At 33.0% G+C, this 20,841-nt stretch carries 18 protein-coding genes; 9 read left to right on the forward strand and 9 right to left on the reverse strand.

Annotation, left to right across the window (positions count from 1 at the left end; all coding sequences use genetic code 11):
* Window positions 1-102: 102 nt before the first annotated feature.
* Window positions 103-4,065 carry a family 16 glycosylhydrolase gene (locus CLU82_RS19390; RefSeq protein ID WP_100844654.1) on the reverse strand — a complete coding sequence of 1,321 codons (3,963 nt, stop codon included), beginning with the start codon at window positions 4,063-4,065 and terminating at the stop codon, window positions 103-105.
* A 217-nt stretch (window positions 4,066-4,282) separates the two neighbouring features.
* Window positions 4,283-7,201 carry a triple tyrosine motif-containing protein gene (locus tag CLU82_RS19395; RefSeq protein ID WP_100844655.1) on the reverse strand — a complete coding sequence of 973 codons (2,919 nt, stop codon included), beginning with the start codon at window positions 7,199-7,201 and terminating at the stop codon, window positions 4,283-4,285.
* 478 nt (window positions 7,202-7,679) lie between these two features.
* Between CLU82_RS19395 and CLU82_RS19400 the strand changes: the two genes are divergently transcribed.
* On the forward strand, window positions 7,680-8,564 hold the full coding sequence (locus CLU82_RS19400) for an SDR family NAD(P)-dependent oxidoreductase (protein WP_100844656.1): 885 nt from the start codon (window positions 7,680-7,682) through the stop codon (window positions 8,562-8,564).
* Between the two features lie 67 nt (window positions 8,565-8,631).
* Entirely contained in the window at window positions 8,632-9,447 is an 816-nt protein-coding gene (locus tag CLU82_RS19405) for an AraC family transcriptional regulator (protein ID WP_100844657.1), read from the forward strand.
* Window positions 9,448-9,557: 110 nt separating this feature from the next.
* On the opposite strand, the gene CLU82_RS19410 is transcribed toward CLU82_RS19405, so the two are convergent.
* The 3 genes from CLU82_RS19410 to CLU82_RS19420 form a co-directional block, all read right to left on the reverse strand.
* Window positions 9,558-10,796, reverse strand: coding sequence for an MFS transporter (locus CLU82_RS19410; RefSeq protein ID WP_100844658.1), 1,239 nt, complete (start codon window positions 10,794-10,796; stop codon window positions 9,558-9,560).
* A 19-nt stretch (window positions 10,797-10,815) separates the two neighbouring features.
* Window positions 10,816-11,637: an SDR family NAD(P)-dependent oxidoreductase gene (locus tag CLU82_RS19415; RefSeq protein WP_100844659.1), complete on the reverse strand. Its 822-nt coding sequence runs from the start codon at window positions 11,635-11,637 to the stop codon at window positions 10,816-10,818.
* A 73-nt stretch (window positions 11,638-11,710) separates the two neighbouring features.
* Window positions 11,711-12,292, reverse strand: coding sequence for a TetR/AcrR family transcriptional regulator (locus tag CLU82_RS19420; protein WP_100844660.1), 582 nt, complete (start codon window positions 12,290-12,292; stop codon window positions 11,711-11,713).
* 219 nt (window positions 12,293-12,511) lie between these two features.
* On the opposite strand from CLU82_RS19420, the gene CLU82_RS19425 reads away from it, so the two are divergent.
* The 6 genes from CLU82_RS19425 to CLU82_RS19450 all read left to right on the forward strand — a co-directional run bounded on the left by CLU82_RS19425 (window position 12,512) and on the right by CLU82_RS19450 (window position 16,193).
* A complete protein-coding gene (locus CLU82_RS19425) occupies window positions 12,512-13,090 on the forward strand; it encodes a Crp/Fnr family transcriptional regulator (protein WP_100844661.1) in 579 nt (192 codons plus the stop codon).
* Window positions 13,091-13,184: 94 nt separating this feature from the next.
* Window positions 13,185-13,718, forward strand: coding sequence for a YceI family protein (locus tag CLU82_RS19430; RefSeq protein WP_100844662.1), 534 nt, complete (start codon window positions 13,185-13,187; stop codon window positions 13,716-13,718).
* A 12-nt stretch (window positions 13,719-13,730) separates the two neighbouring features.
* A complete protein-coding gene (locus CLU82_RS19435; protein ID WP_100844663.1) occupies window positions 13,731-13,949 on the forward strand; it encodes a 4-oxalocrotonate tautomerase family protein in 219 nt (72 codons plus the stop codon).
* 21 nt (window positions 13,950-13,970) lie between these two features.
* Window positions 13,971-14,711, forward strand: coding sequence for an SDR family NAD(P)-dependent oxidoreductase (locus tag CLU82_RS19440; protein WP_100844664.1), 741 nt, complete (start codon window positions 13,971-13,973; stop codon window positions 14,709-14,711).
* Between the two features lie 30 nt (window positions 14,712-14,741).
* Entirely contained in the window at window positions 14,742-15,119 is a 378-nt protein-coding gene (locus CLU82_RS19445; protein WP_100844665.1) for a nuclear transport factor 2 family protein, read from the forward strand.
* A gap of 3 nt (window positions 15,120-15,122) precedes the next feature.
* On the forward strand, window positions 15,123-16,193 hold the full coding sequence (locus tag CLU82_RS19450; protein WP_100844666.1) for a nitronate monooxygenase family protein: 1,071 nt from the start codon (window positions 15,123-15,125) through the stop codon (window positions 16,191-16,193).
* Window positions 16,194-16,287: 94 nt separating this feature from the next.
* Here the strand turns inward: CLU82_RS19450 and CLU82_RS19455 are convergent, their stop codons facing one another.
* On the reverse strand, window positions 16,288-17,316 hold the full coding sequence (locus CLU82_RS19455) for a rod shape-determining protein (RefSeq protein WP_100844667.1): 1,029 nt from the start codon (window positions 17,314-17,316) through the stop codon (window positions 16,288-16,290).
* 271 nt (window positions 17,317-17,587) lie between these two features.
* Here CLU82_RS19455 and CLU82_RS19460 point away from each other — a divergent pair, with 271 nt between their 5' ends.
* Complete coding sequence (locus tag CLU82_RS19460; RefSeq protein WP_100844668.1) at window positions 17,588-17,983, forward strand: DoxX family protein; 396 nt, start codon at window positions 17,588-17,590, stop codon at window positions 17,981-17,983.
* A gap of 237 nt (window positions 17,984-18,220) precedes the next feature.
* Here CLU82_RS19460 and CLU82_RS19465 read toward each other — a convergent pair whose 3' ends face one another.
* From CLU82_RS19465 to CLU82_RS19475, 3 genes are all read right to left on the reverse strand, one after another.
* The gene (locus CLU82_RS19465) at window positions 18,221-18,988 is read right to left on the reverse strand and encodes a LytTR family DNA-binding domain-containing protein (protein ID WP_100844669.1); all 768 of its coding nucleotides are present in this window, start codon (window positions 18,986-18,988) and stop codon (window positions 18,221-18,223) included.
* The gene (locus tag CLU82_RS19470; RefSeq protein WP_100844670.1) at window positions 18,969-19,985 is read right to left on the reverse strand and encodes a sensor histidine kinase; all 1,017 of its coding nucleotides are present in this window, start codon (window positions 19,983-19,985) and stop codon (window positions 18,969-18,971) included. Before CLU82_RS19470 ends, CLU82_RS19465 begins: the two co-directional genes overlap by 20 nt.
* Before the next feature lie 84 nt (window positions 19,986-20,069).
* Entirely contained in the window at window positions 20,070-20,828 is a 759-nt protein-coding gene (locus CLU82_RS19475; protein ID WP_100844671.1) for a thioredoxin family protein, read from the reverse strand.
* Between the last annotated feature and the right edge of the window lie 13 nt (window positions 20,829-20,841).

The following is a 20,841-nucleotide window of genomic DNA, read 5'->3' on the forward strand; positions in this document are numbered from 1 at the left end:
TCCGTCAGGTGTAATAATGTAGGTAATATTTAAAATGGAAACTCCGGTATGTTGGAGTTGGGGACATTCATTTTAATTTAATTACACCCAACGGATTTATAATTATTTTTTAATCAGCTTTTTAGCTACGTTTTTTTCATCAGAACTAAAATTCAGAATATAAACTCCTTTTGAAAGTCGGCTGATATCAATAATGGTTTCATCGGACGTAGTATTAATTCTGTTTTTCATTACCAGATTGCCTGTTAAATCATAAATTGTAACTTCTTTATTAGTTAATTTACCAGATACTGAAAGCTCAATATAATCGCCTGCAGGATTTGGATAAATTGCTAAATCTGTCACTTCTGTTTCAGGAGCCACTCCTTTAGATGTTAATACTTGTTTGGCAGTTGAGGCAGATCCGTAAGCTTCGATCTCATACAATGAATATCCATAAGGAGCCAAAGCTTTTGTTGTACATAAAACTCGGATATATCTTCCTGTTCCACTTACTGTTAAATCATCTGTTCCTCCATCACTGGCTGTTTGTGTATTTACAGTTTCATTTTCTGTGAAAGTAGCATCTGTTGAAATTTGTACTTTATATTGAGTTGCAAAAGCTGCCTCCCATTTCAATACAACTCGGTTAATGTTATAATTACTTCCTAAATCAACATAAACCCATTCTGTTGCATTTGCAAAAGAACTTGCCCATCTTGTTCCAGAATCCCCATCTGTAGATTTTCCGGCACTAAGTGTAGCATTTTCTTCTGTAGAAGCTACTGCTGTTTTTGCTAATGCTAAATTAGTATTGTTGTTTGCGACAATATTTCTAACCACTACATCACTAAAAACCCCTGTTCCTAATGTTCCATTTGCATGGGATGTAACAGCTAATCCAACATAAATAGTATTTGCCATTGCAATAGTTCTTGGTGTACCAATTTGTGTCCAAGTCATTCCATTATCCGAAGAATAAGAGGTAAACACATTTCCAGATCGTACTATACGAACCCATTTAGGTGCAGCTCCGCCAACGCCTTCAAAAATTGTTGCTCCTGAAGTTGCATCTCTCGATAAAAACTCAATTCCAGCACCAGCACTTGCATCAGTCATAGCATGTTTAGAAGTTGGAGTAAGTGTTTCGCGGAACATTATTCCCGCTTTAGCATAAGTATTTGTATTAGTTAATGAATTTACTTTTGCAATAATTTCGGCATCACCAGTTATTGGCTGATTTACATATTGAAATTGATCGCTGGAATTCCAAATATCATCACCCGATCCTTTTACCGTAAAAGTTCCACCAGAGTATGTAGCTTCTCCTGCAGGTGTAACTGAACCTAAATCTGTGCTAATCCAAGGTGATGGCAAAGTGTTTGTTGGGTTCTCAGTAGAAACTAAATTTACACTCCTAAGGTTGTCAAAATAATAAGTGTTTCCAGAGCTTGTTCCCGGTTCTAATAGGAAAACAAAACGATTAACTTCACTATCTAATGTTGATGCATCTGGAGCACTTGCGTAAGTAAATGTTAGCGCATGCCATGTATTGGTTTGTTTTACAACGGCCTGATAAACACTATGTCTTCCAACAGGATAATTTGACGGAATCGAAGCACTGCTTTCTGCCTGCCATGTAATTATTGATCCAACTGGCGCAGAAGTATAAACATCCATTGCAAATTTCTTAGTACCATTTTTGAAATCTCCAATATTTGTTATTGTCGTATTGAACGAGAAGTTATCGTATAGTTCTGTTGATTTTCTAACGTATTTACCAACGCTTGAAGAGGTGTTGATTCCGCTGGCATTTGGATTTGCAGCATTTGCTGTATAAGTTCCGTTAGCATCTCTAAATGTAATAGTATGTATTGTTTGATAATCTTCGTAAACTGTTCCAGGTGTATAAGTGTCTGGGAGTTTAGTAGATCCAATTCTGATATTATCAAAATAATAAGTATCACTTGTATAGGAACCTGAGTTAAATAATAACACCATTTGGTTTGCAGCCAGGTTTGATGTTCCTTCATCAGGACTTGAGTTATAATAAAATGTAAGCGTTTCCCATTGGTTTTGTTTGGTTGTTATAGCTACATAATTACTGTTTCTTCCTGTTGGGAAATTTGCAGGAAGAGACGTTGCGCTATTTTCCAAATTCAAAGTCACAACTGTTCCGATTGGAGCTGAAGTATAGACATCAATCATTATTTTATTGGTCTGATTTTTCAATAAACCAGTATCTTCAATAGTGCTTTGTGTATTAAAAAACAACACATCATATTGTTCTGATGAGTTTCTAACGTACTTCGCTACATTTGCGGAAGTGTTAACCGAATTAGACCCTGGATTTGCCACAACAGAATAAGTTCCCGTTGCAGTTCCTTTTATAATTCTATTGGTGCCGTCATAGTTTTGAAGAACATCTGTGGCGATAATTGGTTTTTCAGGAGCGGCTTTGGTTTGTAAATTATCAAAATAATAAGTAGTGCCAGAATTAGAGTTTGACTCAAAAAGGAACACTACATTATTGATAGACAAAGCACTTGTGTTCGCATCGATTACTTTTTCGAATTCAAATTCAATTGTTTCCCATTTGTTTTGTACAGTTGTAGTTGCTTTGTAACCACTATGTCTTCCATAAGGAAAATTAGTAGCTGTTGTTACCAGACTATTTTCAAGTTGCATTGATATTTTAGTTCCAACGGGAGCAGAAGTATAAATATCAAAAGAGAGTTTTTTTCTTCCGTAAACATAATCATTAGCATTTTTAATGATTAAGTTTTTAATATTGATAACATCGTATAATTCAGATGAGTTTCGAACATATTTCCCAACCAAAGCAGATGTGTTTATGCCTGTAGCCGATGGATTTGCAACGGCTTCTGTTAAAACACCAGTTTTTAATGGATATAGAACATTTCTATTGCTTTGGAAATCTTCGTGAATTTTCTCTACTGGCAATGGTACTTCTGTAGTTACAGCCAATTTATAAGTTGTGGCGTTGCAACCAGAAACTGTTGCTACAGCAGAAACATCTCCGCCAGTAGTTCCCCAATTTACAGTAATTGTATTGGTCCCCTGTCCGGAAGTAATTGTTGCTCCTGACGGAACTGTCCAATTATAAATTGCTCCGGCGATCGCATTAAGAGTATACGTTTTGCCAGTTTCATTGTTGTATACTTTTGCATCTCCTAGTACGCCATGAGTATAACTTCCGTCATAGACACGAACATAATCTACTTGCATTTTTGTTGGAAAATCACCAGGAATTGGTGCTACTCCACTTCCGTTTACACTTGTATAAGGTGTTCCTGCCCCACCAACAGCCAGATTCAGAATAATATAAAAGCTATTATCATTAAAAGGCCATCCGCCGTTTACAGTAGTTTTTGGAGTTGCTGTATGAAATAAATTCCCGTCCACAAACCATTTAATACTATCTGGTCCCCATTCTACAGCATAAACGTGAAAATCTGCTGATAAATCTACTGGAGAAGCATAACTTCTGCCAGTATAATGATAACCTCCGCCATCATAATGAATGGTTCCATCTATAGATTTTGGATTTCTGTGTTTGGCTTCCATGATATCAATCTCACCAGTATACGGCCAATTTGATACGCCCGCTGGCAACATCCAAAATGCTGGCCATGCACCCATTCCTGACGGTAATTTCATACGGGCTTCTATTCTTCCGTATTTTATCGAATATTTGCCTTCAGTTGTTAGTTTTGCAGATGAATAAGGTTGGTCCGGAAATGCAGCATTCGGAGCATATTTAGCTTCAATATTCAAATAACTGTTTGCCCCATCTTTAACAATTGTTGCCTGATTTGGATCATAACGTTCTGCTTCTCCATTTCCAAAACCACATAGTGAAGGGCAACCGTTACCGCTAATGCTTTGCCATTTTGTTCCATCTACTGAGGTTCCGTTAAATTCGTCTGACCAGACAAGTGTATTACATTGTGAATAAAGATGTAGAAAAGGCGACAGTAATAATAGTGTCATAATAATAAACCTCTTCAAGAAATTGGAATTGTTTTTCGGTGGTTGTCCGAAGAAAATGTTTTTTTGCTTCATTATTTTGTTTTTTTGTTAATTAATATTATTATCTAAATAAAAAATCAATTTGTAAAAAATTAATTGTCATTTTTAATAATAATGCACAATATTAACAAACAAACAAACCAAGACTCGTATTTAGCTATACGGTTTGACTACGGTACAGGGCTAAAAAGTAGTAAATAGTAATCAAATTAGGTAAATTTACGTAGGATTAAGCTTAAATAATTTAAATTTAAAAATTAAGAATAAATTCTGTAATATTTGCTTCAGAAGACAGTTGTAGTTTTTTTCGGATGCGATATCGGGTATCTTCAACACCTCTTACAGAAATTCCCAAAAGAGGCGCAATTTCTTTAGTATTGAAATTCATTCGTAGATAAGCACACAATCGCATATCTCTTGGAGTTAATTCTGGGAAACTGGTTTTTAAACGTTGCATGAAATTATCATGAATTTGATTGAAGATTTCTTCAAATTCATTCCAATGCTGATCTCCTTGTAGTTCATGGTCAATTATTCGATTTATTTTGGTTAACAAACTCAAATTTACAACGGAATCATTTTCTTTTTTAATATCAGAGATAAGCTCTTTTATAGATAACAGAATTTCATTTAAATGAATAAGATTTACTGTATTCGATGCAACTTTAGCATTTTTAAGATTAATCGTTGCTTCTAGGTTTTCACGCATTATGACCATGTTTTCCTTTTCTAATGCTAGTTTCTGCTCATTCAATTCAGCACGATTTTGCAATAATTCCTTTTCCTGATTTAAAATCAATTGCTTACGTTCGCGTTCTGCGAGATTTTTTTGATACTTAATAATAGTGTATATCAAAAAGCCAAAAAGCGATAAATACAAAATATAAGCCCAGTTAGTTCGGTACCAGGGTGGTAAAATTTCAAATCTAAAAACAGCTTCTTCACTTATAGTATCATATATATTTTTTGCTCTTACATGAAAAACATATTTATTTTCAGGTAGGTTTGTGTATTCTTTCTCTGTCTGAAGGCTCCAGTCTGACCACTTTGATTCAGAACCTTCCAGCCAATATTCATATTTCGTAGCATCTGCTTCATCATAACTTAAAGAAGCGAACGAAAAATGCAATGCATTATTCGCATATGATAAAACTGGAGAAAGTTTTTTGGTTATTGAAATTGTTGGAAGAACATCATATCTGTTCGAAAATAGTAAACTGTCTTTTGGAACAATACATTTGACCTCAGAAATAACCGATTTGTAATTGATTTTATACTTTTTTCCTTTTGTATTATTATAATGAATTAAGCCATCTTGTGTGCCAAAAAACACATCACCGCTTGTTGTTGTCTGAATATTTTCGAAACCCGGGACGTATAAGTACATTAATTTTCTAAATGGTAATTCTTCTACAGTTAAATTTCCATTCTTTTGTTGACTCATTTTTCCAGTATTTTCTCCGGATATATACCAAACATTACCTTGATTATCTTCTTTAAGCAAACGAATGTGATTGTTTATTCCCAAGTACTTTTTATAAAGAGTATTCGGAATCATTGTATGTGAAGTTTTATCTTGATTGTAAACTCCTTTAGTTGTCCCAAAAAGTATTTGATTGTTTATTTTGAAAGTATTTAAAAATAAGCTTGAAGGAAAACCATTTTCTTTATTATAAAATTGAATGTCTGAAACGCCATCAAATGTTTTATTGAGTTTTATTTTAAAAATACCTTTGTAACCATGTGCAATCCATATATTATCATTATCGGTTACGATTATCCTACTGCACTCTTCAAAACCTTTTATTTTATTTTGATATACCCAAGAACCATTTATTTTTTTTAATAAATACAATCCGGTATAGCCTCCAACAAGTAATAATTCGGGATTATTCGGGATAATAACACCTTGCCATACACCATCTGGTTTGGCAATTAATTTAGCCGAAGTACCATTTATCTCGAATATTCCGTTTTTTCCAAAAGCCAAAAGCGAATTACCAAAAATACCAGTATTCCATACATTTTCAGACATTCCAAAAACATGCTGAAAATGTGTGTTTTCTTTTTTTTGGGTTTTATACGCTTCCCAATTGAGCCAAAATAAGCCATTATCAGTTGCTATGTAAAGTTTGTTCTGATAAATCTGACTACAATATATTTTGGTTTCTGAATTTGATGTATCTAATATCCTTGACAAAGGCGAAGAAATTTGAATAAGTGAAATGCCTTCCTTGAGTGTCACCCATAAATTACCTTCTTTATCAACTTTAAGATTGGTCACATATTCGTTCTGCAAACCCATTTGTTTACTAATATGCTGAATCAATTTCCCTTCACTATCTAAAATTACCAGTCCAGCCTGACGAGTCCCAATGCCTAAATACCCATCAGAAAATAAAATCCCTGCAGTGATTTGATTTTGTTTCAATAAATAATCTACTTCTGTTACAAAAGGTTTTAGTTGATTATTGTAATAAATAAATAATCCGTTTTTTTGTGTAAGAAGGACTAAACCTTTTTTAGTTTCAAAAATCTTTTGAATCTTCATTCCGGTAAATTGCCCACTATTTGGAATTGCTACTAAACTATCATCTTTGAGTTTTAATAAGCCTTTAGTATTATCTGAAACATAAATATCCTTATTGACTTCAAAAAATTCATCAAAATTAGCATCAGACTTTATTATTTTTATTTTGTTATTTTTATAAATGAATATAGCTTCATTAGAAAAAAAAAGTACTTCATTATTGCGAATAACTGTATGTAGTACATCTCCAAAATTTCTTTCAGAAATTGGAAGCAAGTTCACTAATGAAGTAAATTTATATTGCCCATTTGATAACTGAACTACATAACCAAAATCTCCCTGAGCACCAACATACATTTTGTCTTTTTTATCGATGGCAAGAGAACGAACCATGCTTTTATTGTTTGGTTGTGTTACAATGCTCCATCGTACACCATCAAACTGCATGATTCCAAAATGATTTGCAAAAAACATCATGCCTTTGGAGTCCTGTAAAACGTCCCAATTCTCTGACGCAGCTTTATAACTTTTAGGACTATAATTGGTTATGAATGGAATCCCAATTTTTTTAGTTTGAGCTTTTATAGCATTGGGCAAAAAGAATATTGATAAAACTAAAAGTTTAAAATATTTCGTCATTTTTTTCTGTCTGTAGGTTACTTTTATGATTTATAAAAAACCATAATCTAAAAAAACATCCCATTTGGGTAAAGGATATTTTTAAAGTAAAACATATTATTTTATTGATTTTTCAAAATATTAAAATCATATTTTGTCATGTTAAAAAAATAAATGTTTATAATCAAATATATAAAATTTTATTTTATATCAGTATAAACTGTTAATTTTTAAGAATATAATATAAGATTCGGATTTTATACCGAGAGGAGAAAAACATAAAAGACATATTTCATTTCTAAATAAATCTTTTTTATGTTTTTTGTGAATTTTACCAATAGCCTTTGTTTTATAAATCTAAAAGAATCCGGGTGATTTTAAAAACCAAAATTTGCTTTGAAATATAATGAGCTTTTAAACAAATAAAATTGAGCTTTTCAACAAATCATCAATATCTGTTCCTGATGTAAATTTGCAATGAACATTAAATACAAATAAAATGAAAAAAGTATGGTTTATTACAGGAAGTGCCCGTGGATTAGGTCGTGATTTAGCGGAAGCAGTATTAGAAAACGGTGATAATGTAGTCGCAACCGCACGAGATATTAATCAATTGAATGATTTGAAAGATCGTTTTAAAGATAAGATTTTTCCAATTACACTTGAAGTTACTAATTATGAACAAGTCAATCTCGCAGTTCATGAGGCAGTACAACATTTTGGAAGAATAGACGTATTGGTAAACAATGCTGGATTTGGAATCATTGGTGCGGCTGAAGGGTATACTAATGAGCAGGTTCGGAGTCAGCTGGAAACTAATTTATATGCACCAATTGAAATTACACGTGCAGTATTGCCTTATATGCGTAAACAGGGGTCAGGAAGGATTTTGCAAATCAGTTCTATTGGTGGACGCGTTGGTAATCCAGGCCTAACGATGTATCAGGCGGCAAAATTTGGCTTAAGCGGATTTTCCGAAGCTTTGGCAAAAGAAGTTGCCCCATTAGGAATATTCGTAACCAGTGTTGAACCAGGCGGTTTCCGTACGGATTGGGGTGGCGCTTCAATGTCATATGCAGCAGAAATAGAAGGCTATGGAATGGTAAAACAGCGTACTGATTTTTTCAAAGGAGGAAAATTTATTGCGGTTGGAAATCCTGAAAAAGCAGCGAAAGTGATGGTAGATTTAGCTTCTAATCCAAATCCACCAGTGCATTTAGTATTAGGTAGTGAAGCAATTGGTATTTTAAAAAATGCTGATCAGAACCGAACAGAAGAAATGGAAAAATGGATAGATGTCAGCTTATCTACAGATCATGATGATGTTGGAAGTTTTTTTGATACAGCACAAGGAAAATGGTATACCAATAATGGCAAAAAATAATAATTTAAATGCATTTTGCAATGGGCAGTAATCAGTATTGCTGCCCGTTTTTTTATAAATTTGTAATATGAACGATTCAAAAATAAATCAAAAAACATCTCCCATAGCTTATTCCTGTTACTATGTCCAGAATAGGCAAGGCGAGCAATTTGCTGCAGAACATGTTTTAAGTTTTCAGATTTCGGGCACACTTACTTTAAACAATGGCATTCAGGAACATATTTTCAAACCTGGAGATTTTCGATTTGTTAAGAAGAATCAGCTTATAAAATTCATTAAACAACCTGATCCCAATACCGCATTTCAGTCCATTTCAATTTATTTGAATCAGGAGGCGTTGCTCGATTTCTCTATAAAACACAATTATAAAACTAGTTTAATTAAAAATCCAAAAACAGAAACTGTTTTTCGATTAAAGGAAATTCCTCTTCTTAAAAGTTTAATGGATTCTTTAATTCCTTATATCAACGAAGATCAATTAATTACCGAAGAGCTTCAGGCTTTAAAAGTAAATGAAGCTATTGCCATTTTATTGCAATGCAAACCGGAACTTAAAGACATTTTATTTGACTTTAATGGACCTGGTAAAATTGATTTGGAAGCTTTTATGGAAAAGAATTTTCATTTTAATGTGCAATTAGATCGTTTTGCTTATTTAACTGGTCGGAGTCTGGCAACTTTTAAACGTGATTTTCAGCGTATTTTTGAAATTTCACCAAGTCGATGGTTATTACAAAAGAGATTGCAACAAGCATATTATCTTATAAAAGAAAAAGGAAAAAGTCCATCCGAAGTTTATCTAGAAACTGGTTTTGAAGATCTTTCGCATTTTTCCTTTGCTTTCAAAAATAAATTTGGAATATCTCCTTCAAAATTGAATTAAATTATAGTCAACTTTTTAAGAAAAGTTATTTATCTAAAAAGCCTCAAAATCAATAGTTTTTGAGGCTTTTTAAAAGAAAAAATATTTATTATTCAATATCTAGTTTATTATCATGCTTTTACTAATGTATTTAACTCGACTTTGACACTACTATCTTGTGTGCTTTTTAATCTGTATTTATTGAAAATCACAAAAAGGATAACCACATTTACAAGTAACGAAAGATCTGCAATGCCTAATAATAATTGACTTTTTACATGAAATAAATTAGCAAATCCGTAGCTAAAAACAGAACTAATCATATACATAACTCCTCCGGTAAGTCCGCTTGCAACTCCTGCATTTTTAGAAAAACGGCTTAGACAATATCCATACAAAATATTAAAAATAAAGCCTCCAGCGATATGAATTCCGATTATAAAACCCATCAGAGTATAAAGGTTACTAGCCCATGAAGCAGTTAAAATCATCAGTAAAACCAACAGAATTTGTATTCCAAATGCAATGCTTACTTTTTGAGCCAATGGTTTTTTAATCAATGATTTTGCTATTATTCCACCTGTCATTAGTGAAAAACCAGACAATAAAGAACTATATCCTGTAGTGATAGCCGAATATCCTAAAACACGTTCTATGATAAAAGGACCTGATAAACTATAAACCAGAACGACACCAAAACAAATTCCGATAATAAGCAGTCCCAATATAAAATCAGTTGTTTTTAGCATATCTGAATAGGTTTTTGCTATTAATTTCAATTTGAATGGATGATAATGTTTTAATGATTCTCCGCTGTAAATAAGTTCTAAAACCAAAAATACTAATGATAAACCGCCAAGAAAATAAAAGTTAGATCTCCATCCAAAACTATTTTGCAAATAACCTCCTAAAAACGGAGCCATAATAGGTGCCGATGCCCAAATAATCGAAAATAAACTGATGTAATTTTTTAGCTTTTCTCCCGAAAAAAGATCAACAAAATAAGCTCTTTTTCCCACTACAATGAGGGCAATTGTAATTCCCTGAATAATTCGCATCGCGTAAATCACATAAATATCAGATACCAAGGCAATAACAAAACTGGTTATAGAAAATAAAGCAAGTGATGCAAGACCAATTTTATAACGCCCAAAACTGTCTAGTATACTTCCGATAAAAAACTGGCTTATACCCACACTAAACATAAATACAACTAACGAAAGCTGTACAGCCGATGCTGAGACATGCAAATCATTTGCCATTGCCGGAAGCGATGGTAAATAAATATCTGTTGCAAATCCCGATAACGGAATAAATGCCAGAGCTAGTATAGTACTGAAGCCCTGATGATTTTCTTTTAAAGTTTTCATTTTTATTTACTTTTAAAAATTATTCTCCATGTGCTTCGTCAGAAACAGATTTCCAATCTGAAAAGCTTTCCAAACGTTCTTCGTACACTTTTTTAACTGTTGGATATGCGAATGAACCTAATAGCAATCGCAAAGGCGGATTAGGATTGTCTACCAATTTAAGGATAACTGAAGCTGTAGCTTCAGGTTTTCCAAAGATACCCGGAGTCGAAACTGCTTCGCTAAAACCTGCTTTTACAGGATTATAAGCTTCAATACTTTGAGTTTGAAAAGCTGATTCTCCTGACCAATCTGTTGTATAGCCGTTAGGTTCAACTAATGAAACGTTAATTCCAAAGCCTTTAACTTCCGAAGCCAATGTTTCACTCAAACCTTCCACGGCAAATTTAGAAGCGTTGTAAAGTCCTAAAACCGGAAGAGTTACTAAACCTAAAAAGCTTGATACCTGGATAATGTGACCGCTTTTTTGTTCTCTCATAATTGGCAATACTGCTTGTGATAACCAAAGAACGCCAAAGAAATTAGTTTCCATTTGATTTCTAGCTTCTTCTTCAGATGTTTCTTCAACCGCGCCAAATAAACCATATCCAGCATTATTGATTAATACATCGATTCTTCCGAAATGTTCTTTTGCTTTGCTTACTGCTTCAAAAGAAGCGTTTCGATCATTTACATCTAATTGAATTGGCAAGACCAAATCTCCGTAGCTTTTTTTAAGATCTTGCAACGCTTCGGCATTTCTGCCAGTTGCTACTACTCTATCTCCACGTTTTAAAAATGCTTCTGCCCAGATTCTTCCAAATCCTTTTGTGGCTCCTGTTATAAAAATTACTTTTGACATTGTTATTATATTTAATTATTAAACTTTATATTAAAATAGACCGAACGGTCTTAAATTATTCAAAAAAAATAGTTTAGAGTACATATCTTTTAAATTCATCTTTTATTCCTTCTAGAATAATCTTCATTTGGGTATCACTTCCGATAACTTTCGTTAGTAAAATAGCGCCTTCGATCATTGCAAATGCTTTAATACTAAATTGCTCTGCATCAAACTCTGGAGATAATTGGTTGTTCTTAATTCCATCTTCAACAATGGTATAAAACCTTTTTTGAGCAGAAAAAATAGCCTTTTTTACATGTTCTCTTATTATTGGATTGGTGTCATCAGCTTCAAGTCCAAAATTCATTATAGGACAGCCTTCATCCATATTCTCTAAATTACTATATACTTTCAGTAAATTAAAAAGCCTTTCTTCAGCCGATTTACCTTTTAATAATGCGGAATCTAATTGCTTTGCCAATTGTGCTCTTAAGTATAAAAAAGACTCTGTACAAATTTCTTCTTTGTTCTCGAAGTTTCCATAAATACCGCCTTTCGCTAGTTTGGTAGCTTCCATAATATCGGTAAGAGAAGTTCCAGCCATACCTTTTTTATTGATAATCGGTGCCGATGTTTCTATAATAAACTGTCTTGTACGTTCTGCTTTACTCATGATAATTTCATTTTGACAGGACAAATTTAGACCGTTCGGTCTTAAATAACAAATATTTTAACTTTTATTTTTGAAAATCAATTTGATAGAAATCTAAAAGTAACTATGTTTTCCTTATATTTATAAGGGTTGAGAAGCTGATTATATTTATAAATTCATTAAAAATAAAAAAATTAAAGGTTAAGTATTATTTTTACTTTTTTGATAAAAATTATAATAATGGAAGCCAAAACAATCTTAAAAGAGCATGTCTCAAAAATTGCAACTTTAACCGATGCGGAATTTGATTATTTCTTTTCGCATTTTAAGCCAGAAACTTTTAAGAAAGGACAAGCTATTATTACCGAAGGTCAAGATGTTGATAAAGAATACTTTGTTCTTTCGGGCTGTTTAAAAACCTTCTTTTTAAATGATGAGCTCAAAATGTATATTTTACAATTTGCTATGCCAACTTGGTGGGCATCCGATTATTTGGCTCTTTATAATAAAACAAAAGCAACGGTTAATGTCGATTGCATTTCAGATGTAGAAATACTTTCTCTTGCTAATAGCGACCGCGAAAAAGTTTGTGCCGAAATGCATCAAATCGAACATTTCTTCAGATGGAGAACAAACAGAGGTTATGTTGCTACTCAAAAAAGACTGCTTTCTTTTATGAATAACGATACTAAAACCAGATACGAAGAACTCCTCGCACTCTACCCTGCTCTTTATAATATGGTTCCTAAACATTTAATTGCTTCTTATCTTGGAGTTTCAAGAGAAACTTTAAGCCGATTATACAACGCTTCAAAATAGCCGATTTACGAATGTGATCTACATCACGTAACCCATCTTCGGTATCGCCATTACTTTGTACTATAAATTAATAACAATTTAAAAGTATAAAAAAATGGAAACTCAAAATTTTAAAATTGCAAACGCACAAAGTAGTGTAAACTGGATCGGTAAAAAAGTAACTGGTCAACACAATGGAACTATTAACATTGAAGAAGGTAACTTCACTATAGTTAACGGTGATCTTGTAGCTGGAAATGTAGTTATCGACACTACTTCTATCGTAATTCTGGACGTTACAGATCCAGCAACCAACCAACAATTTGCAGGACATTTAGCTTCTGATGATTTTTTCTCTACCGAAAAATTTAAAACAGCATTTTTAGACATTACTTCAGTTGCGAAACAAAATGAAGTGAATTATTTTGTTGAAGGTAACTTGACAATTAAAGCAATCACGCATCCTATTGGTTTCAACTTAAAAGTAAATACCAGCGAAGATGAACTTAGTGCTTCTGGTAAAATTATCATTGACCGTACCAAATATGACATGAAATTCCGTTCTGGAAATTTCTTCACCAATCTTGGAGATACTTTAATCTACAATGAATTTGAACTTGATGTAAACCTTACAGCTAAACTAGCTTAATACTTGGAAATCATGCCATACGTAAAAATAGAAGTTACACGCGAAGGCGTTACTAGAGAACAAAAGCAACAACTTATTGCAGGAATCACAGCACTTATTACCGATGTATTAGACAAAGATCCCAATCTTACTCATGTTGTAATTCAGGAAATTGAATTAGACGATTGGGGTTTTGCAGGTGAACAAGTTTCGGTATTGCGTGAAAAAGGAATTACTGCTCAAAAAAAATAATTAATTAAAAGAAACATACAAATGAAAACAGTAATAGTAACCGGTGCATCTACCGGAATAGGAAAATCAATTGCTCAATTATTCTTAGAAAAAGGATATAATGTAGTCATCAATTCAGCTAATTTAGGTAATCTGGAAAGTACCTATAAAGAATTAGGGCATCCAAATCAATTAGCAATGGTTCATGGTGATATAAGTCTTATAGCGACTGGAAAGAAATTGGTTGAAACTGCCGTCGAACGTTTTGGAAGCGTAGATGTATTAATTAATAATGCAGGTATTTTTGAACCAAAATCGTTCTTAGATGTTGAAGAGCAAGATCTTGATAAGTTTTATAATATCAATCTTAAAGGGACTTTCTTTACCAGTCAATCGGCTGTAAAACAAATGTTGCAACAAAGTCAAGGTTCAATCATCAACATTGGAACTGTATTGGTAGATCATGCTATTGACGGGTTTCCTGCAACTGCACCAATTTCGAGTAAAGGTGGTATTCATGCCTTTACCAGACAGCTTGCCACCGAATTCGGAAAAAATAATATCCGAGTAAATGCCATTGCGCCGGGAATTATTAGAAGTCCGCTTCAAGCAAAAACAGGAGTTGATAATGCAGATTCATTAGCAGGTTTACATTTGCTAAATCGCATTGGAGAAACCAGCGATGTGGCTCAATTAGCTTATTATCTTGCCGAAAGTAATTTTGTTACTGGAGAAATTATTAATTTAGATGGCGGGCACGTTGCGGGCCACAGTATTAGATAATTAATTTAAACTATTATTAAATTTATCGTCATGGACAATTTTAGTACCAATACAGCTCTTATCACAGCTTTACTTATGAATTACTTCAATGGAGTATACACAGGTGATGTTACGCAATTAAGAAGTGTTTTTCATCCGCAGACTTTACTTGCGGGTGATATTAACGGACAGTCTTATTTTAAAACCCTAGATCAATATCTGGAAGGAGTAAAAAACCGCAAAAGTCCGAAGGAACTTGGAGAAGAGTTTAAAATGAAAATTATTTCATTGGAAATCATCAATAATACAGCTGTTGCTAAAACACAGGTTCCGATATTGGGATACAATTATTATGATCAGCTTAGCCTTGCTATTGTTGATGGCAAATGGATTATTGTAAACAAATTGCTAACGAATGTAAATCAGTAAGTGATGTGGAATTCAACTAAAATAACACAATTATTAGGCATAGATTATCCAATTTTACAAGGTCCGATGGGCGCTGGTTTTTTTACCACTGCCCTATTGGCTTCTGTTAGCAATGCTGGCGGGTTGGGTAGTTTTGGTGCCTATACTTTATCTCCTGAGGAAATTTTGGAAGCTGATAAAAAGATAAAGGAAGCAACGAACAAACCTTATAATATTAATTTATGGGTTAATGATGTCGATGCAGCTTTAGTCAATTATCCTCCTGAAAAATTAGAGAGAATCAAACAGCTCTTTAAACCTTACTTTGATGAATTAGGGGTTCCATTGCCAGATTTATCTACTGATATTCCATCAAAATTTGAAAAGCAAGTTGAAGCTTTATTCGAAATTAAACCTGCAGTTTTTAGTTTCATCTTCGGGATTCCTTCCAAAGAAATCCTTAACGAAAGCAGAAGATTAGGTATAAAAACAGTTGGAGCAGCAACAACTTTAGACGAAGCTCTTGCCCTTGAAGAAGCCAAAGTTGATGCCATTGTTGCAGCAGGATTTGAAGCTGGCGGACACAGACCTTCTTTTTTAAGACCTGCGCAGGATTCTTTTACCGGATTATTTACTCTTTTACAGCAAATAAAAGCAAAAACAAATACTCCAATTATTGCTGCCGGTGGTATTGCAGATGCAAAAGGTATTGTTGCTGCTTTGACTTTAGGTGCTGATGCCGTTCAGATTGGGACAGCATTTTTGGCTACAGATGAATCTGGTGCAACACCGCTTCACAGACAAATGTTATTCTCAGATGAATCTAATCATACTACAATTTCAAAATCGCTTACGGGAAGAATGGGCAGAATGATTCATAACCGAATATCTCAGAATATTGCTTTTGAAACAGAAGTTTTGCCTTTTCCATTACAGACAAAGTTAATAGCTCCTTTAAAAGTTGCTGCACTAGCACAAGGAAAAACCGAAATGATCAGTTTTTGGTCAGGACAAAATACAAGTTCTTTAAAATATCACAGTGCCAATGAGCTCATGCACGCATTAATTACTGAAACTGGAAACTTAATCGTATAGTAACTATTTGACTTAAACAAGAAGTAGCGAAAAAGACAGAGCATAATTCTGTTTTTTTTCGCTACTTTTTTAGATAAGTCTAATGAAGTTAAAATTATTTCATCAACAGGCTCTTATATTTGTCTATATTTTTTAAGACAATGCCAGTACCTTTTACAACAGCTCTTAACGGATCTTCTGCAATATATACTGGTAATTCTGTCTTCTGCGATATTCTTTTATCAAGACCTCGAAGCATTGCTCCACCTCCTGCGAGATACAATCCCGTATTATAAATGTCGGCAGCCAGTTCCGGTGGTGTCAATGAAAGGGTTACCATAATCGCATCTTCAATTCTCTGTATTGATTTATCCAAAGCTTTTGCAATTTCCCTAAAGCTAACTAGGACTTCTTTGGGTTTTCCCGTAAGTAGATCTCTTCCACGAACAGTGATATCATCTGGAGCATCGTCAAGGTCTTCCGTTGCAGCACCAACATCGATTTTTATTGCCTCGGCAGATGCATCACCAACATATAAATTATGATGTGTTCGCATGTAATACAAAATGTCACTGGTAAAAACATCACCTGCAATCTTTATTGATTTATCACAATTTATTCCTCCAAGGGCAATAACTGCAATTTCAGTAGTTCCTCCACCAATATCAACAATTAGATGTCCTTTTGGCTGCATAACATCTATACCTATTCCAATAGCAGCAGCCATTGGCTCATGAATTAAAAAAACTTCTTTACCGTTTACACGTTCACACGATTCTTTTACGGCTCTCATTTCTACCTCGGTAATTCCACTTGGAATACATACCACCATTCGAAGTGCAGGAGTAAAAAAACTTTTCTTTAATTCCGGTATGTTTTTTATAAACCAACTGATCATTTTCTCTGATGCATCAAAATCGGCAATCACTCCGTCTTTAAGAGGTCTGATTGTTTTAATATTCTCATGTGTTTTACCCTGCATCAAATTGGCCTCATGCCCCACAGCAATAATTTTTCCGTTTCTAATATCCCTGGCTACAATTGAAGGACTATCAACTACTATTTTTCCGTCGTGAAATATTAAAGTATTTGCTGTTCCTAAATCTATAGCTATTTCCGCCGTCATAAAATTAAATGCACCCATAATATAGTTTTGTTTAGATAGAAAACGCTTTTATTGTCCTTTTATTCCGCAAAAAGTATTTAGGATATGCTAAACTTATCATAAAATGAGATAGTTGAAGTAAAATCTTATTTTTATGAATAGAAAGAAAATTTTAAATAGGCTCTTATGATAATAAACCAAGTATTGTCTATTTCAAGGTTTAATTTGTCCATTTCAAGATGATTTCTATATTTTTTTTAAGGCTTAAATCACAATTTTGTCTCGTTAAATAACTTAAAATATAAAAATCATGAACACAAAAACAACAAAAATTATTTACTGGACTGGAATCGCATTAACCTCTTTATGGTTTGGTACAAGCGGATTATTTGAATTGACCAACAACCCAATTGTTTGGCAAATTACTCAGCAATTAGGGTATCCTGCACATTTTATTTATTTGCTTGGCGTATTTAAAGTAGCCGGAGTTATCACTTTATTAATCCCGAATAAATTGCTTCGATTAAAAGAATGGGTATTTGCAGGAGTCTTTTTTGATATCATTTTTGCATTTGTTTCGAAACTTGCTGTACTGGATTTTACCGCAGGTATAGATGCAATCATTGCCTTTGTAATGGTAACTGTAACATATGCGATGTTCCGTAAATTATATACAGCAACTTACAGTCCTGTTACATTGAATTAATAACAAATACATAACAATATAAATATCCTAATTATTTAATATTATGACATTTATATTGTTATTATTAATTAAAAACTTTAAACAAGTAATCACTTCAAAAAAGCTAATTTATATGAAAAAAATCATCCTAATTATATGCTTTATACTATCAGCTCTTTTCTTTATCAGCTGTTTTTTGTTTCCTGGATTATAAAAACAACCCATTAAATTATTCCTTAAAATGAATAATTTAATGGGTTATCTATTTTCTAACCAACTTAAAAAAGCAGTTGCCTTTTCTTTTCCGATTAGTAATTTCTCTTCTGTTGGAATGGTTAATTTGATGATTAGCTTGCGTGAAAAATAATGTTCCGCTTCTCTAATTGCTGTAAAATTCACTAAGTATTGTCTGTTGATTCTAAAGAATTGTATGGGTGATAAAAGTTTATGAACTTCGTCTAATGATTGTGTTATTTGATATTCATTTTTATCAAAAGTCATAATCGTTGGCGTTTCATTCTTTATGTAGAAAAGCGCAATATTCTCTGTAAGGACTGTTTGGTATTTGTTGTTTTTAAAAACTAAAAAACTACTTTTCCCTTTATTCTCGCCTGTACGTGTCAATAAATAATCAAAATCTGGCATTGCTTTTTTATTCCTTTGAAAGAAATTCTTCAATTCTCCTGCCTTCTTAATTGCCTGTGCAATACTTTCTCTAGAAAATGGCTTTAAGACATAATCGATTCCATTAGATTTGAAAGCTTCAATAGCATATTCATCAAAAGCAGTGCAGAAAATGACTGGCGAAAGAACTTCCACATTTTTAAAAATCTCAAAGCACAAGCCATCTGCCAATTGAATATCCATAAAGATAAGATCGGGTTGATCATTTTCTAAAAGATAACTCACAGCTCCATCAATACTTTGTATATACGACAAAATTTGAGCATCGGGTCTGATACTCAAAATTAATTGACCAAGGGCTTTGGCCGTTTTTACTTCGTCCTCAATTATTATGATAGTCATATTTCATTGGTATTTTTACTTTAAAAGTAGTTTCGTTTTTATCAATTTCAATTTCTGCATGCATCAAATGCATAAAGCGCTGATTGATATTATCAAGTCCAACACCGGTAGATAGTACTCCCCTTTTCAGTTGGATCTTATTTTCAACCACTAAGAAATCATTTTCAGTATATAATTGAATTCGTAAAGGTTTATCCAGAGAAACTACATTGTGTTTGATACAGTTTTCAATCAATAACTGTAACGTAAATGGCGGAATAACCGATTCGTATTGTTTCGAATCTACTTCATTTATTAGTACAAATCCATCTTCAAAACGAGCCTTCAATAAATAAACATAAGAATCCAAAATCTGAAGTTCTTCTCGAAGCGGTATTAAATCCAGTTTTCTACTTTCGAGTGTAAAACGATAAAAGTCTGATAATTTCAAAATAAAATCAGAACTCTGTGGATCCTGCATGTCCACCATCGATTTCAGCGTATTCAAACTATTAAATAAAAAATGCGGATTAACCTGTTGTTTCAAAAGTTCATATTGTGCGCCAAGATTTAGAGCATGAGTGCGCTCCAACTCCATTCCCATTTGCTGAGTTTGATAGTTTTGAAAAAGCAAATGCAAAAACATATAGACTATCAAATTGATTAAAACACCTCGCAATTCAAACATTATTGGAGCATCCATTTTTGAAACCTGAAAAAGTTCCTGGTGCACGACTACAAGAATAACCATTACAAGAATTCCCATTATAACACTCAATAAAAGTTTCCAATTGAATAAACTAGTATTCGTGCGTTGTGAAGTAAATTTTGGAAGACTGTAAATGTTATAATACCAGATAAAAATAGAAAACATCAATGTAATCGAAGAGTTTATAATGATGTCGGGAATAGTAATAAAAGGATCAAATAATTTTGGAATCGAAGCAAGGATTGCCAATGCTATAGAACTTCCCCAGATAACTCGTTGAGAAACTTGAAAGCGTTTTAGTTTTTCCATAATTTATTTAGTTGTTCTTAATCTTCTTTTGTCAAAGATAAATTTATTTTAGAAAATTTCTCTTCTTGTTGATTCGATTGATAGCTAATTAATAGTAACTCTTTTAGCTCCCAAAATAGTACCAAAATTCATATTTTGTACAAATCCTATTATTTCAAACTCTTTGGTATTGAAATCTTTTAATAAAGACATCGAAACAATCCCTTTAATATTTCCAGTTAATGCAACACTATGTAATTGACGTACAATTTGAAAATGTGATAAAACTCGATTGGCATTCTCGCCTCTTTTTACATTGCTTTTAGCCGATTTTTGTACAACGGCCAATACCAAACGATTATTTTTTGACGCTTTATTTACATTGTAACTCACATTCAATTTAGTATCTAACAGAGTTGCTTCCAAAGATAAATCTACAATTGAGGGTTTCGCAAGAGCAACTTTAATTGCATTTCTCACAACAGTTTCCTGCGAACCGATATATTCAGTTGTTCCGTTAACGATTAGCTGTGGTGTATAAATTGGCTCTTTGCCTAGATATTTAGCATATTCATATTGTCTTTTGGTATAATCAGCGTTACTGAAAATATCTTTCCAACCTTGTCTATCCCAGTAATCTACATGGAAAGCTAAAATATAGACATTGTCTTCTTTGTATTCACTTTGTAGTTTTCCCAATAATTCATCTGAGGGAGGACAACTTGAACAGCCTTCGGAAGTATATAATTCTAAAAGAGCAAAACCTTTTACGGCTTTTTTATCTATATTATTTTGACTATAAACTGTCATTCTGGTTAGAAATAGAAAGCTTATAAAAACGAAAATTAGTTTTATTTTTCTCATGATTCATATTTTA

This window comes from Flavobacterium sp. 5 (assembly GCF_002813295.1).
GTDB lineage: Bacteria > Bacteroidota > Bacteroidia > Flavobacteriales > Flavobacteriaceae > Flavobacterium.

What these genes read in the sequence shown, in the direction of transcription:
- CLU82_RS19450 (WP_100844666.1), top strand. Translation starts at nt 15,123, where the DNA reads ATGTGGAATTCAACTAAAATAACACAATTATTAGGCATAGATTATCCA.
- CLU82_RS19415 (WP_100844659.1), bottom strand. Translation starts at nt 11,637, where the DNA reads ATGTCAAAAGTAATTTTTATAACAGGAGCCACAAAAGGATTTGGAAGA.
- CLU82_RS19400 (WP_100844656.1), top strand. Translation starts at nt 7,680, where the DNA reads ATGAAAAAAGTATGGTTTATTACAGGAAGTGCCCGTGGATTAGGTCGT.
- CLU82_RS19430 (WP_100844662.1), top strand. Translation starts at nt 13,185, where the DNA reads ATGGAAACTCAAAATTTTAAAATTGCAAACGCACAAAGTAGTGTAAAC.
- CLU82_RS19410 (WP_100844658.1), bottom strand. Translation starts at nt 10,796, where the DNA reads ATGAAAACTTTAAAAGAAAATCATCAGGGCTTCAGTACTATACTAGCT.
- CLU82_RS19475 (WP_100844671.1), bottom strand. Translation starts at nt 20,828, where the DNA reads ATGAGAAAAATAAAACTAATTTTCGTTTTTATAAGCTTTCTATTTCTA.
- CLU82_RS19440 (WP_100844664.1), top strand. Translation starts at nt 13,971, where the DNA reads ATGAAAACAGTAATAGTAACCGGTGCATCTACCGGAATAGGAAAATCA.
- CLU82_RS19395 (WP_100844655.1), bottom strand. Translation starts at nt 7,201, where the DNA reads ATGACGAAATATTTTAAACTTTTAGTTTTATCAATATTCTTTTTGCCC.
- CLU82_RS19435 (WP_100844663.1), top strand. Translation starts at nt 13,731, where the DNA reads ATGCCATACGTAAAAATAGAAGTTACACGCGAAGGCGTTACTAGAGAA.
- CLU82_RS19465 (WP_100844669.1), bottom strand. Translation starts at nt 18,988, where the DNA reads ATGACTATCATAATAATTGAGGACGAAGTAAAAACGGCCAAAGCCCTT.
- CLU82_RS19405 (WP_100844657.1), top strand. Translation starts at nt 8,632, where the DNA reads ATGAACGATTCAAAAATAAATCAAAAAACATCTCCCATAGCTTATTCC.
- CLU82_RS19455 (WP_100844667.1), bottom strand. Translation starts at nt 17,316, where the DNA reads ATGGGTGCATTTAATTTTATGACGGCGGAAATAGCTATAGATTTAGGA.
- CLU82_RS19425 (WP_100844661.1), top strand. Translation starts at nt 12,512, where the DNA reads ATGGAAGCCAAAACAATCTTAAAAGAGCATGTCTCAAAAATTGCAACT.
- CLU82_RS19390 (WP_100844654.1), bottom strand. Translation starts at nt 4,065, where the DNA reads ATGAAGCAAAAAAACATTTTCTTCGGACAACCACCGAAAAACAATTCC.
- CLU82_RS19470 (WP_100844670.1), bottom strand. Translation starts at nt 19,985, where the DNA reads ATGGAAAAACTAAAACGCTTTCAAGTTTCTCAACGAGTTATCTGGGGA.
- CLU82_RS19420 (WP_100844660.1), bottom strand. Translation starts at nt 12,292, where the DNA reads ATGAGTAAAGCAGAACGTACAAGACAGTTTATTATAGAAACATCGGCA.
- CLU82_RS19460 (WP_100844668.1), top strand. Translation starts at nt 17,588, where the DNA reads ATGAACACAAAAACAACAAAAATTATTTACTGGACTGGAATCGCATTA.
- CLU82_RS19445 (WP_100844665.1), top strand. Translation starts at nt 14,742, where the DNA reads ATGGACAATTTTAGTACCAATACAGCTCTTATCACAGCTTTACTTATG.